Origin of the sequence: Streptomyces sp. NEAU-sy36 (assembly GCF_013423905.1) — a bacterium.
Classification (GTDB): Bacteria; Actinomycetota; Actinomycetes; order Streptomycetales; family Streptomycetaceae; genus Streptomyces; species Streptomyces misionensis.
In genome coordinates, this window is sequence record NZ_CP058977.1 from 5,506,759 (window position 1) to 5,519,804 (window position 13,046).

11 protein-coding genes are annotated in these 13,046 nt (G+C 77.0%); 5 read left to right on the forward strand and 6 right to left on the reverse strand.

Annotated features, from left to right (window positions below; all coding sequences use genetic code 11):
- Positions 1-78 precede the first annotated feature (78 nt).
- Both HZZ00_RS24005 and HZZ00_RS24010 read left to right on the forward strand, forming a co-directional pair.
- Positions 79-1,068, forward strand: a complete 990-nt coding sequence (locus HZZ00_RS24005; protein WP_180328399.1) for an LLM class flavin-dependent oxidoreductase — start codon at positions 79-81, stop codon at positions 1,066-1,068.
- Positions 1,069-1,161: 93 nt separating this feature from the next.
- Positions 1,162-1,839 carry a hypothetical protein gene (locus HZZ00_RS24010; RefSeq protein WP_180328400.1) on the forward strand — a complete coding sequence of 226 codons (678 nt, stop codon included), beginning with the start codon at positions 1,162-1,164 and terminating at the stop codon, positions 1,837-1,839.
- Between the two features lie 241 nt (positions 1,840-2,080).
- On the opposite strand, the gene HZZ00_RS24015 is transcribed toward HZZ00_RS24010, so the two are convergent.
- Positions 2,081-2,800 (reverse strand): DUF4232 domain-containing protein, encoded by a 720-nt coding sequence (locus tag HZZ00_RS24015; protein WP_180328401.1) that lies wholly within the window; start codon positions 2,798-2,800, stop codon positions 2,081-2,083.
- Positions 2,801-3,117: 317 nt separating this feature from the next.
- Between HZZ00_RS24015 and HZZ00_RS24020 the strand changes: the two genes are divergently transcribed.
- Together HZZ00_RS24020 and HZZ00_RS24025 are read left to right on the forward strand one after the other, a co-directional pair.
- Positions 3,118-5,424, forward strand: a complete 2,307-nt coding sequence (locus HZZ00_RS24020) for a helix-turn-helix domain-containing protein (RefSeq protein ID WP_180328402.1) — start codon at positions 3,118-3,120, stop codon at positions 5,422-5,424.
- Between the two features lie 136 nt (positions 5,425-5,560).
- Positions 5,561-6,334, forward strand: coding sequence for a DUF1206 domain-containing protein (locus tag HZZ00_RS24025; RefSeq protein ID WP_257585202.1), 774 nt, complete (start codon positions 5,561-5,563; stop codon positions 6,332-6,334).
- A gap of 65 nt (positions 6,335-6,399) precedes the next feature.
- On the opposite strand, the gene HZZ00_RS24030 is transcribed toward HZZ00_RS24025, so the two are convergent.
- The 5 genes from HZZ00_RS24030 to crtI all read right to left on the reverse strand — a co-directional run bounded on the left by HZZ00_RS24030 (position 6,400) and on the right by crtI (position 11,475).
- Positions 6,400-7,251: a cytochrome c oxidase assembly protein gene (locus HZZ00_RS24030; RefSeq protein ID WP_180328404.1), complete on the reverse strand. Its 852-nt coding sequence runs from the start codon at positions 7,249-7,251 to the stop codon at positions 6,400-6,402.
- Positions 7,248-7,802, reverse strand: coding sequence for a DUF2243 domain-containing protein (locus HZZ00_RS24035; protein WP_180328405.1), 555 nt, complete (start codon positions 7,800-7,802; stop codon positions 7,248-7,250). The genes HZZ00_RS24030 and HZZ00_RS24035 overlap by 4 nt, the downstream gene beginning before the upstream one ends.
- A 120-nt stretch (positions 7,803-7,922) precedes the next feature.
- Entirely contained in the window at positions 7,923-8,924 is a 1,002-nt protein-coding gene (locus tag HZZ00_RS24040; protein ID WP_180328406.1) for a DUF5914 domain-containing protein, read from the reverse strand.
- The gene (locus HZZ00_RS24045; RefSeq protein WP_180328407.1) at positions 8,921-9,937 is read right to left on the reverse strand and encodes a phytoene/squalene synthase family protein; all 1,017 of its coding nucleotides are present in this window, start codon (positions 9,935-9,937) and stop codon (positions 8,921-8,923) included. The genes HZZ00_RS24040 and HZZ00_RS24045 overlap by 4 nt, the downstream gene beginning before the upstream one ends.
- The gene (gene crtI, locus HZZ00_RS24050) at positions 9,934-11,475 is read right to left on the reverse strand and encodes a phytoene desaturase family protein (RefSeq protein ID WP_180328408.1); all 1,542 of its coding nucleotides are present in this window, start codon (positions 11,473-11,475) and stop codon (positions 9,934-9,936) included. The genes HZZ00_RS24045 and crtI overlap by 4 nt, the downstream gene beginning before the upstream one ends.
- Positions 11,476-11,797: 322 nt before the next feature.
- On the opposite strand from crtI, the gene HZZ00_RS24055 reads away from it, so the two are divergent.
- Entirely contained in the window at positions 11,798-13,009 is a 1,212-nt protein-coding gene (locus tag HZZ00_RS24055; RefSeq protein ID WP_257585207.1) for a lycopene cyclase family protein, read from the forward strand.
- The last annotated feature ends 37 nt before the right edge of the window (positions 13,010-13,046 follow it).

The following is a 13,046-nucleotide window of genomic DNA, read 5'->3' on the forward strand; positions in this document are numbered from 1 at the left end:
GGGCCCGAGCCGGGCGGAGCGGTTTCGCCACACGCGCAACGACCACCGCCCGGCCCGGTCGGACCCTAGCCTCCCGGCATGCAGTCACCGATCGTTTCCGTACAGGCCCAACCGCGAGACGCCGCCTCCTGGACCGCGCTGGCCCGGCGCGCGGAGGCAGGGGGGTACGACGCGCTGCTCGCGGGCGACCACCCGGGCACCGCCGCCTCCCCGTTCGTGGCGCTGGCCGCCGCGGCGGCGGTCACCGAGCGGCTGGGCGTCGGCTCCTACGTCTCCCACGCGGGCATCCGAGAGCCGCTGCTCTTGGCGTCGGACGTCGCGACCCTGGACCTCGTCTCCGGCGGACGCGCGCGCCTGGCCCTGGGCGCGGGCCACACCCCGGCCGAGTGGGAGATGCTGGGCGGGCAGCGGCCCGACGTGGCGGGGCGCGTCCGGCGCTTCCAGGCCGTGGCCGAGGCGTGCCGCGCGCTCCTCGCGGGCGAGACGGTCACTCTCGACGGCCCCGACGCGCGGGCCCGCGAGGCCCGGCTCACCCGGCCGCGCCCGGTCCGGGGCGAGGTGCCGTTCACCTTCGGGGGCGGCAACACCGCGCTGCTGCGCTGGGCGGGGGCGCACGCGGACGTCGTGGCCCTGAGCGGGCTGGGCCGCACCCTGGCCGACGGCCACACGCACGAGGCGCGCTGGAAGGCCGAGGACATCGACCGCCAGATCGACCTGATCGAGCAGGGCGCCGCCGGCCGGTCCACCGCCCCGGCGCGCGAGGCCCTGGTCCAGATGGTGGAGGTCACCGACGACGCCGAGGCCGCGGCCCACCGCATCGCCGGGCAGCTGAACTGCTCCCCGGCCGACGTGCTCGCCTCGCCCTACGCGTGGGTCGGCACGGCCGGGGAGATCACGGCCGCGCTGGACGGGCACCGGCGCCGCTGGGGGATCACCCGTTACGTCGTCCGCGAGGCGCACCTGGACGCGGTGGACCGCCTGCGCGTCCACGTCCCGGACGGCGGCGGCGCGGCTGTTACCGAACGCGGACAGAAGACGGTGAACAACCCGGGGCAGGACGTCATCTGACGGGGTGCACGAACACAGCAGGGGCGGCCGGCGGCCCGCGCGAGCGGACCGCCGGGGACCACGCCTCTCGACACTCCGTGGGGGATTTGGATCATGAACACTCGCCGTACCTTCCGCTCCGCCGGCCTGGTGGCCGTCGCCGCCGCAGCAGCCCTCTCGCTGGCCGCCTGCCAGAGCGGGGGCAAGGACGCCGCGTCCGGCCCGCAGCGGCAGACCGCCGCCTCCGGCACCACCGGCGGCGGCTCCACGCCCATCGGCTCCGCGACCATCGCCGCGGGCAGGGCCACGGCCGGCGTACGGACCGGGGCGGACGCCGCGCACCGCGGCGGCGCACCGGCCGCGGCGGCCAAGACCGCGTCCCGGGCCCGCACCCAGACGCTGCCCGACGGCAGCACGGCCGAGATCCGCCGGCTCGGCGACCAGCACTACGTCGCCAGGATCGTGCACGGCGGTTCGGTGCTGGCCACGCTGGAGACGAACGGCTCGGACGCCGGGCTGGACGCCAACGACATGTTCATCGTGCTCACCCTGGGCGGCCGGCTGCACGCCTGGATGGGCGGCGGCCACCAGGGACCGGGCACCTTCGAACTCGCGGGCGGCTGGCGGGCCAAGGTCACGAAGACGGGCGAACTCCGCTGGCGCGCGCAGATCCTCGGCAACGACGGCGCGGTGGACGCCACGCTCCAGACGAACCAGCACGACGTCGGGCTCGACGCCAACGGCGTGTACATCGTGCTCAGCGCCGGCGGTGTGATCAGCGCCCACGAGTGAGCGGGGCGCCCGGCCGGTGGGCGATGGCGGGTCCGGCGGGCGCCGTCGGCCCGCGGGGCCCGGCGGTCGAGCGGGGCCCCGGCGGTCGAGCGGTGCCCGGCCGGGCGCCGTGCCGTCAGCCGGGAGGTCCGCACACGGCGCCGGTCCGCCCGCCCCGGCCGCCCCGGCCGGCGCGGTCGCACCGGCACTCACCCGGACCGCGATGCCGGTGCGGCCGCCGGTACCCGCCGCGCGACGGCTCTCAGAAGTCGTCCGCGCCGTTGCGGAGTTCGCTGGTCCAGTAGCCGGTGAGGGCCTTCGCGCCGTCGACGGCGATGCCCTCGCTGCCGGGCGCGGCGACGGTGATGACCGTCGGGTCGCCCTCCAGCGTCACCGAGAACGCCGACACCGGCTCGACGTCCTCATCGCGCCCGCCGTCCGACAGCTTGACCAGGGCGTAGGCCGGCTCCCCGGCGGCGAGCACGACCGGTGCGGCCGGCTTGCTCCCGGCCACCGCCGGAGCGTCCTGCTTGTGGCTCTCCAGGAACTGGACGTGCGGGAAACCCGCCAGCCGGCAGGAGTGGCCGGAGGTGTTCCTCGCCGTGAGGACGATGTGGGTGTAAGGCGCCCCGCCCTGGAGGGCGGCGGTGACCTTGACGTCCCGCGCGCCGCAGACCGGGCTGCCGGCGGAGGACTGCCGGCCGGTCGAACCGCCCGTGCCCGGGGAACCGGTGGAGCCCTTCGTGCCGTTCGAGCCCGTCGAGCCCGCGGAGCCGCTCGATCCGGCCGAGCCCGCCGGGTCGGCCGTACCCGCCGGACCGGGCGTGCCGGTGGCGTTGCCGGCCGACCCCTGCGCGGTCGCCGAGGCGGAGGCCGCGGGCGCCGACGCGGCGTCCCCGTCGCCCTGGCAGGCGGTGAGGGGCAGGATCAGGGCCGCGCCCGCGACGGCGAGCAGGACGGAGCGGTGACGGGACATGTTCATGGAGGGTTCCCCCGTGAGTGGTAGGAGGCCGTGGCTCGGTGCCGTCGGCCGGTGCCGTTCTGGTGGTGCTGCGCGGTTCCGGTGGCCCGGTGGCGGGTGGTCTGTACCGCTGCCGGGCCCGCACGTGGTCCGTCCGGACCCGTCCGCCGGGGCCTGGTCGCCTCGGGCACGCGGTGTCCGGGCGTCCCGCGCCTCGCCTCCAGTCGACCACTTCCGCTCCCCGCGGCCCAGGCGGTTCCCCCGGCGGAAGTACGGTCCGCCATACTTCTGCCGGGGGCTCGCATCCGCACGGGCCGGGTGATCGGGGGACGTCGACGGTGCAGGGCGGCACGCCTTCCGCGGAGGACTTCGGGCAGCGGCTGCGCCGGCTGCGGGCCCGCGCCGGGCTGAGCCAGGAGGCGCTCGCGCACGCCTCCGGGGTGAGCGTCAGGGCGCTGGCCGACATGGAGCGCGGGCGCACCCGGGGGCCCCAGCGCCGTACGGTCCGGATCCTGGCCGAGGCACTGGGGCTGGCCGAGGAGGAGGCGGCGGAGCTGGAGCGGGCCGCCGCGCTGGGCCGCCCGCGCACCCGGACGGCCGGCGCCCCGGCCGCCCCCGCCACGCTGGCCCTGCCGCGCGACATCCAGGACTTCACCGCCCGCGGCCCGGCCCTCGCCCGGCTGCTGGACCTGGCCCGGGACACCGGTCCGCACCGGCCGCGTGTCACCGTGATCACCGGGCAGCCCGGCCTCGGCAAGACCGCGTTCGCGGTGCACGCCGCGCACCTGCTCGCCCCGCACTTCCCGGACGGGCGATTCGCCCTGGACCTGCACGGCATGGACCCCGAGCCGACCACCCCCCGGGACGCGCTGGCCCGGCTGCTGCGCGCGGCGGGGGTCGCCGACGCGGCGATACCGGCCGGCACCGAGGACCGTGCGGGCCTGTGGCGGTCCGTGGCCGGCGAGCGGCGGCTGCTCCTGGTGCTGGACAACGCCGTCGACGAAGCCCAGGTCGGCCCGCTGCTGCCGGGCACCGGCCCGTCACTGACCATCGTCACCAGCCGGCATTCCCTGGCGGGTCTGGAATCCGTCGACCGCACCGATCTGGCCCTGCTGCGGCGCGAGGAGGCGGTCGAACTCCTCACCCGGATCATCGGCCCCGACCGTGTCCAGGCGGAGGCGCAGGCCGCGCGCGACCTCGCCGACCTGTGCGGACACCTGCCGCTGGCCGTGCGGATCGCCGGGCAGCGGCTGCTGAGCCGCCCGCACGAACGCCTGGGCAAGCTCGTCGCCCGCCTCGCCGCCGAGGGCCGGCGGCTGGACGGTCTCCAGGCCGGAAGCCTGCGGGTGCGGGCCGCCTTCGCCCTGTCGTACCGCCAACTGGGGCCGGACGCCCGGGTGTTCCTGCGCCGGGCCGCGCTGGCTGCGGGCGCGGACCTCAGCCCGGAGACCGGCGCGCTCCTGGCCGGCCTGTCCTACGACGAGGCGGTGGGCTGCGCCGAGGAACTGACCGACGCCGGGCTGCTCCAGAGCGACGCCGTCGGCGAGCGGTACCGCTTCCACGACCTCCTCAGGCTCTACGCGGCCGAGCAGGTCGCGGCCGAGGACGGCCCCGAGGTCCGCGACGCCGCGCTCGACCGGACCGCGCGCTGGATGCTGCGCCGGGCCACCGCCGCCGCGCTGTACTTCGACATCGAGCACGACCCGGCCGCCCCGCACGACGACCCGGACCCGGACAGCGCGCCCACCGGCCGGGACGAGGCGCGGGCCTGGCTGGAGGCCGAACGGGCCCAGTGGCTCGCCGCGCTGCGCCGGGCCAACGCCACCGGCCACCACCGGCAGGTGCTGGACACGGCGGAGGCGATGCACTGGTTCTCCGACCTCAACCAGCACTGGGAGCAGTGGGTGGAGGTGTTCCGGCTGTCCGCCGACTCCGCGCGGGCGCTGGGCAGCAGGCGGGAGGAGGCGGCCCACCTCAACTACCTCGCCTGGGCCTACAACCTGTGCGTCGCCGATCCCCGCGCCGCGCTGCGGAGCGCCGACGCCGCGCTCGCCGCGGCCCGCGACTGCGGGGACCGGCTCCAGGAGGGCTGGGCACTCGGCTACGGCGCCGGCTCCTTCCACCGGCTGGGCAGGGCGCAGGAGGCCCTGGCGCGGCTGGGCGAGGCGGCCCGCTGCCTGGCCTCGCAGGACTCCCCGCAGTCCCGGCTGGCCGAGCTGACGATCCTCAACTCCCTCGGCACGCTGCTGCGCGAGGCGGGCCGGGCGGCGGAGGCCCTGGACATCCACCGCCGCAGCGAGCGGATCTGCGCCGCGGGCATCCCGGGCCGGACGGACGGGGTGATCGCCCTGTACCACGCGGTCGCCCGGCAGCAGATCGGCAACGACCTGGCGGCCCTCGAACGCTGGCACGAGGCCGAGCCGTCGCTCCGTCAGGCCCTCGCGGCGTTCGAGGCCGCGCAGATGCCGGCCTGGTCCGAACCGGCACGGCTCGACCTGGGCCGGGTGCTGGGCGCGACGGGGCACCCGGAGGCCCGGCGGACGCTGCTGGCCGCCCGTGACGCCCTGGCCGCGCTGAAGAACCCCCGCCAGGCCGAGGCCGCCGCCGCCCTCGCCGCGCTCGACGAGGCCGCCACCGCCGGCTGAGGGCCGCCCGGTGTCTTCCGGCGGGGACGCGCCGAGGTGTCGAACGGGGTCCCCGGGGCATCGGCGGAGTATGGATGCACAGTCATGGGCCTTGAGGGGGCGGAGCCGGGCGCGCGGCGCCGCGGACGGTACGGCGATGGCCGTGGCGGCTCGGTCCGGCTTCGTCGCCCGCGGGCTCATCTACGTTCTCGTCGGCGTCCTCGCGCTGCGGATCGCGCTGGCCGACGACCACCGGCAGGCCGACCGGGGCGGGGCGCTGGAGGAGTTGGCCGGGCGGCCGTTCGGGGCGGCGATGCTCTGGGTCGTCGGGGCGGCGCTCGCCGGCATGGGGCTGTGGCGGCTGTCGGAGGCGGTGTTCGGCGGGCCCGGACCGCGCGGTGACAAGCCGTCGAAGCGGATCGCGGCGGCGGCCAGGTGCGTCTTCTACGGCTTCGTGTCCTTCTCCGTGCTGTCCTACGCGGTCGGTCGCCGGGGCAGCGGCAGCGGCTCCTCCGACCGGGGCACCCGGGACGTCACCGCGATGGTCCTGGGCCGGCCGGGCGGCCAGTGGCTCGTCGGCCTCGCCGGTGCCGCCGTGGTGGTGGCCGGTCTGTGGATGTCGGTCCGGGCGGTGCGCAAGAAGTTCCGCAAGGACCTGCGGACCGACATCATGTCGCGCGGGGCCGAGCGGTTCACGGACTTCTTCGGCGTGGTCGGCGGCGCGGCGCGCGGTGTCGTCTTCGCGGTGGCGGGCGTGTTCGCCGTCGTCGCCGCCGTCCGGCACCGGCCCGGCGAGGCGAAGGGCATGGACGACACGCTGCGCGCCTTCCGCGACCTGCCGGCCGGTCCCTGGCTGCTCGCCCTCATCGCGCTCGGCCTCACCGCGTTCGGCGTCTTCTCGTGGTGCGGCGCACGCTGGCGCCGGCTGTGACCCGCCGGCCGTGACGCGCCTCGCGGGACGGCGGCGGGCGGGCCCCACGGTGGGACACGGAGACCTCACGCCGGGCGCTGGACGCCCGCGCCGTCGGCACCGGCCCGGGCCGGGCGGCCCCGCGCGGCGGACCGGGTGCGGCGTTCGGGGCGCCAGGTGGCCACGAGGGCGCCGGCCAGCAGCAGTTCGGCGATGTCTCCGCCGTAGTACATGATCTGCGCGCCCTGCCGGACCTGGTCCACGGGGGCGTGGACGTCGATGAGGAAGCCGCCGTAGAGGGCCTGTGCGAGCAGGGCGTGCACGGCGATGGCGATGCCCAGGTACACCAGCCGGGCCCGCACGCCGGGCCGGGCGGGTGCCGGGTCGGGGCCCGCGACGGCGTGGGCGAACAGGCAGCCCGAGACGAGGAAGTGGGCGAGCATCAGCCGGTGCCCCGCGGGGTGGGCCATGGCGGTGTCGTACAGCGGTGTGCAGTAGAGCACCACCAGGGTGCCGGTGCCGAGCAGGAGCGCCACCGCCGGATGGGCCGCCGCGCGCGCGGGCGCGCTGTGCAGCGCCCGGGTCAGGCGGCGCGCGTGCCCCGGCGGCAGGGTGCGCAGCAGCAGCGTGACCGGCGCGGCCAGCACCAGCGCCAGGGGGGCGTACATGCCGATGAGCATGTGCTGGACCATGTGGGCCCGGAAGTCGGCGTGGGCGGTGCCGGCCGTCGGGGGCAGCAGGGCGACGGCGAGGAGGGCCGACCCGGCGAGGAAGGAGGCCGTCCGCCGACGGCTCCAGCCCTGGACGGGGTTGCGGCGCCGGGCGCGGTGCGCGGCGAACAGGTAGCCGCACGCCGCGGCGATCAGGACCGGGACGGCGAACACCGCCTCCGGCAGACCCGCCGCGCCGTCACCGTGCTGGTGCATGGTGCCCGTCATGCCTCGTCCGTGGCCCGGTCGGGGGCGAGGGCGAGGGGCCGGCCGCCGCGCTGGAGCAGGTAGCCGCCGATCATCAGCAGGACGCCGAGCACCAGGAACCCGGCGTCCCACCAGGCCTGGTGGGGGCCGCCGCGGACGTGGTGGATGCCGAGGATCTGGTGGTCCAGCAGGCCCTCGACCAGGTTGAACAGGCCCCAGCCGGCCACGATCCAGCCCCACAGCACCCGTGAGCCCCAGACGGACCGCCGGTCGTGCGTGACCCGGGAGTAGAGGATGGCCAGGCCCACCAGGACGGCGATCCAGCAGACCGCGTGGAAGACGCCGTCCCACACGGTGTTCATCTCCAGCCCGGAGACCGTGTGGGGGTCGTAGTACTTCACCCCGATGTGGTCGTGGCCGGTGCTGGTCAGCATGTGGTGCCACTGAAGGATCTGGTGCAGCAGGATGCCGTCGACGAATCCGCCGAGGCCGACTCCCAGCACGATCCCCGGCAGCTTCAGACTGACCGGTGTCGCCGTGGGGGCGTGGGCTGTCGCGGCCGTGGTGGCCATCGTGTGGTCTCCGTCCTGTGGGTGCCGTGCGTCGCGGTGCACGGAGCCGGTTTCCGTTCCGGCCCGTCTCAATCGGCGGTCCGCCCGGCCGCGGCCGTGCCGGCCGGGTGGCGGTCGCGCTCAGCCCGGGAAGCGTCCGGTGGAGCGCAGGCTCCAGCGCCGCTCGGCGTACGCCAGGTCGTCGCGCCACAGCCGGCCCGCGGTACGGCGGACCACCGGGGCGACGAGCGCCGCGGCCCGGCGGGCCGCCGCGAACCCGCGCCGTTCGGAGGTGGCCACGACCGCCTCCACGACCGCGGTGCGGGGCCTGCCCAGGGCGTCGGTGCCCAGCGGCGTCGCGTGGGTCTCCACGACGGAGCCCTCGCCCTCGCCGTCGGTGATCCGCATGACGACGGTGCGCGGGCCGGGCGCCGTGAACACCGCGCGGACCGGTACGACGAGCCGTCCGGCGAGCCTGAAGGACACGTCGACCGTGAACGCGTCGTCCGCGCCGGGGACGCCGACCACGGTGAGGTCCACGAAGGAGTACGGGTGGAACCAGGCCCCGTGCCACGGGTCGAGGCGGTTGGCGACCACGTCCTCCGGCTCGCAGCGGCCGGCCGCGGTGTACACGGCCGTCAGCGCGCGGTCCGCGCCGGGGCGCTCGGGCACCGGCGGGCTCCCGGTGGGTTCCTCGCCGCCGGCGTCGTCGAGCCGTACCCACAGCAGCACGCCGTCGTCGTGGGCCGGCCAGGGCTCCCAGCCGGTGAACGGCCCCCCGTGGAGGGCGAGTCCGTGCCAGTGGCACACCAGGGTGCCGCAGCGCACCGGGCTGTCCCGCAGCGGCGCGCCCAGATGGGGACAGACCCCTGGTCCGGCGACGAGGCGGCCCGTGGCGTCCCGCCACAGCACCACCTCACGGCCGGCGACGGTGCGGGCCAGCGGCCGGTCCGGGCGCAGCTCGCGGGTGGCTCCGACGACGTACCAGTTGCCGGTGGGTCGGGCCTGCGCCCGTTTCAGCGCGTCGGCGATCAGTGCGGGCCGGGCGTCGCGCCAGGTCGGACGCTGCCGCTCCCAGGCGACGGGCGTCCGGCGCAGCCGCACCGGCAGGCGTCCGCGCCGGGGCCGGGAACGAGGCGTCACCGGACCTCCTCGGGTCGGGGGAACGGGGGGAAGTGCCCGGCGGGGACACGGACCGCCGCGCGCCGGTCGGCGAGCCGGGCGGCGGTCACCCGCAGCAGCCCGTCGGCGGCGACGAGCGCGCGGCGCCTGCGGGGCACGGCGGTACGGCGGTGCAGCACCGCCCAGCCGTCGGCGGCGACGGCGTCCAGGATGCCGCCGTACAGCACGAACGCGGTCCGGATGCAGGGGCGGGCGACGGGATCGAGCATCGGCAGTCCCGGGGCGGCGCGCCGGTACGCGGCGCGGGTGAGGGCCGCGAACTCCCGTACCGCGGCGGTGACCCGGGGGTCGGTGCGGCCGCTGTCGCGGCAGTACCGCAGCAGTGCGCGGTCGACCCGGTGCGCGGCGAGCAGGTCCTGGGGCAGGTAGATCCGGCCGCGGTCGAGGTCCTCCCCCACGTCCCGCAGGAAGTTGGTGAGCTGGAAGGCGACCCCCAGTTCGGCGGCGTAGGGCGCGGCCTGCGCACGGGGCACCACGGTGCCGAGGACGGGCAGCATCTGAAGCCCGATCACGGCCGCCGAGCCGTGCATGTAGGCGCGCAGTTCGTCGTAGTGGGCGTATTCGGTGACCGTCAGATCGCTGCGCATGGCGGTGAGGAAGTCGGCGAAGTGGCGGTGGTCGATGGCGTAGCGGCGGCTGGTGTCCGCGAGGGCGACGATCACCGGGTCGGCGCCGTCCCCGCCGGCCAGTCCCCGGGCGAGGTCGTCGGCCAGCCGGTCGAGGGCGGCGGCCCGGCGCGCCGTGCCGGTGCCGTCGTGACCGCCGGGGGTGCCGTCGGGTACGTCGACGATGTCGTCGGCCCAGCGGGCGAAGCCGTACAGGGCGTGCACGGCGGGGCGCCGGGCGGGCGGCAGGAGCCGGGTGGCGAGGAAGTAGGTGCGGCCGTGCCGGGCGTTCAGTTTCCGGCAGTGGCGGTAGGCGGCGCGCAGCCGGGGATCGGTGATGCCGGCGGCGTTCAGTTCCCGTGCGGTCATCGTCGCGCTCCCTGGGCCGCCGGTGTGCCGCGCCTGCGGGCGGCGGGGCGCGGGCGGGGCAGGCCGGTGATGCGGGCGGCGGCCAGCTTCCCCGACAGCAGGACGGGCGGTACGCCCACGCCGGGGGTGGTGCCGCAGCCCGCGAGGACGGCGTTGGCGGTGCCGCGCACCAGGTTGCGCGGCCGGAACGGGCCGGTCTGCGCGAAGGTGTGCGCGGCGGAGAAGGGGGTGCCCGCCGCGTGTCCCAGCACGCTCCAGTTGGCGGGGGTGACGAGGCGTTCGGTCTCGATCGCGGACGCGATGCCCGTCAGGCCCCGGCGGTCCAGTTCGCGCAGCAGGCCGTCGCGGTAGCGGGGGGCGAGGGCGGCCCAGTCGGCGGGGCCGGGGCCGATGTCGGTGTTGGGGCAGGGGGCGAGGACGTAGTGCAGGTGGCGGCCCGGCGGGGCCAGCGACGGGTCGGTCGCGGTGGGCCGGGTGATCAGCAGGGACGGGTCGCTCATCAGCTCGCCGGTACGGGTCAGTTCATGGAAGGTGCGCCGCCAGGCGTGCCCGAACGACAGGGTGTGGTGGGCCAGTTCGGGCCAGGTGCGGTCGCAGCCGGCGTGCAGCACGACGGCCGACGGGGCGTGGGTGAGCCGGGCCGGGCGGCGCGGGGCACGGCCCAGCAGGCGGTAGGCGACCGGCAGGTCGGGGGTGAGGACGACGGCGTCGCAGGGAATGCGCGTGTGCTCGGTCACGACGGCGGTGATCCGTTCGCCGCGGCGTTCGAGACCGGTCACCCGCTCGCCGTAGCGGAACGCCGCGCCCGCCTCCGCCGCGGTGCCGGCCATGGCACGGGGCAGCGCGTACATGCCGCCGCGGGGGAAGTACACCCCGGCGACGGTGTCCATGAAGGCGATGACCGCGTAGGCGGCCAGGGCCCGCTCGGGCGGCACTCCGGCGTACAGGGCCTGGAAGGAGAAGACGCGGCGCAGCCGTTCGTCGCGCAGGTGCCGGGCGATGCGCGCCTCCCAGCGGCCGAAGCCGCCGAGCGCGGCGAGCCGCAGCAGGTCGGGGGTGAGCAGCTGGAGCGGCGAGTCGAAGTCGGCGTCGAGGAAGCGGCCCCGCTCGGTCCGGTACAGCAGGCCCAGCCAGTGCCGCAGCCGGCGGTAACCGGCGGCGTCGGCGCCCCCGGCGAACCGTTCGATCTCGGCCTCCATCGCCTCGGCGTCGGTGTGCACGTCGATGGAGCTGCCGTCGGCGAAGCGCGCCCGGTAGGCGGGCCGCAGCGGGACCAGGTCGACGCGGTCGCGCAGCGCGGACCCGACCGCGGCGAACGCCTCGTCGGCGATCTCCGGCATGGTCAGCACGGTGGGCCCGGTGTCGATCAGATAGCCGCCGAGTTCCAGGCGGCCGGCCCGTCCGCCGGGCCGGGGGTCGCGTTCGACCACGGTGACCCGGCGGCCGGCGCCGAGCAGATGCAGGGCGGCGGACAGGCCGGCCAGCCCGGCGCCGACGACCACGACGTGGTCGGTGGGTCCCGTCACCGTCCTGGTCACCGGCCCGCCCCCGGTCCCCCGCAGGTGCGGACCGGGTCCGTGCCGCCGTACGGGCGGGGCGGCCAGTCCGCCGGGGGCCGGCCGGTCGCCTGGGTGCGTCGCATCGCGGTTCCTCTCGCCGGTGGCGAGCCCGGCCGGGTGCGCCGTGCTCGCGTCGTCGTACGTCGTGGTTCTTCCTTCTCCGCCACACATTCCGTGCGGCGGCCCCCGTGGGATGCGCCGTTCGGTGGATGTGCGAGCCCGGTGGGTACCCAGCGGGCGCCCGGCGGAGCCCCGGGGCGGGAAGACTGGCCGGATCAACGGGCCCGTGGAGGGAGCCGCCGTGGACGTGGAGTCGGACGTCGCCGTCGTGGGTGCGGGGGCCGCCGGGCTGTCGCTCGCCCTGCGGCTGGCCCGGCCGCCCGCCGGGGCGCGCCCGGTGACGGCGGTGCTGCTGGCGGCGCCGCCCGGCCCGTACCGGGCGGCGCGCCGCACCTGGTGCTACTGGGAGGCGGGTGCCGGGCCGTACGACGAGGCGCTGACCGCGTGCTGGCAGCGGCTGCGGGTGCGCTCCGGCGACGGGCGCGCCCTCGACCGTGCCATCGCGCCGCTGCGCTACAAGATGCTGTCCTCCCCCGCCTTCGAGGAACTGGCCGGGCGCGGGCTCGCGGGAAGCCCGTGGGTGCGGACCGTGGAGGCGGTGGTCGAACGGATCGAGTCCACGGCGGGCGGCGCGCTGGTGCACGGCCGGCGGCCGGACGGCGGCCGGGTGACCGCGCGCGCCCGCTGGGTGTTCGACTCGCGGCCGCTGCCGCGGCTGCCGCCGGCCCGCACGACGCTGGTGCAGCACTTCCGGGGCTGGTTCGTGCGCACCCCGCGGCCCGTGTTCGACGCCGCCGCCGTCGAGCTGATGGACTTCCGCACCCCGCAGCCGCCGCACGGGCTGTCGTTCGGCTACGTCCTGCCGACCGGCCCGCACGAGGCGCTGATCGAGTACACGGAGTTCTCCCGCCGCCCGCTCGGCCCCACGGCGTACGACCGCGCGCTGCGGCGGTACGTCACCGGGACCCTGGGCATCGGCGAGCACGAGGTGACGGGGTGGGAGCAGGGGGCGATCCCGATGACGGACGCGGACTTCCCCCGGCAGAGCGCCGCGCGGGTGTTCCGGATCGGGGCCGCGGCCGGGGCCACCCGGCCCGCGACCGGGTACACCTTCAGCGCCGTGCAGCGCCAGGCCGGTGCGGTGGCCGCCGCGCTGCACGCCGGGCGCCGCCCGCTGCCCCCGCGTCCGCACTCGGCCCGCTCCCGGTTCATGGACGCCGTGCTGCTGCACGCCCTCGACCGCGGCCGGATCGACGGCCCGGCCTTCTTCACCGAGCTGTTCGCACGGGTGCCCGCCGCCCGGCTGCTGCGCTTCCTGGACGGTCGCACCAGCTGGCCGGAGGACCTGTCCATAGGCTTGCACGTGCCCGCCGCCGCGATGCTGCGCTCGGCCCTCGCGCTGCCGTTCGCCCCGCGCCGCGACGGCCGCTCCCCGCGCGCGGAGACCGCATGACCCCGCCGCGCGACGCCACCCCGGCCACCCCCTGACA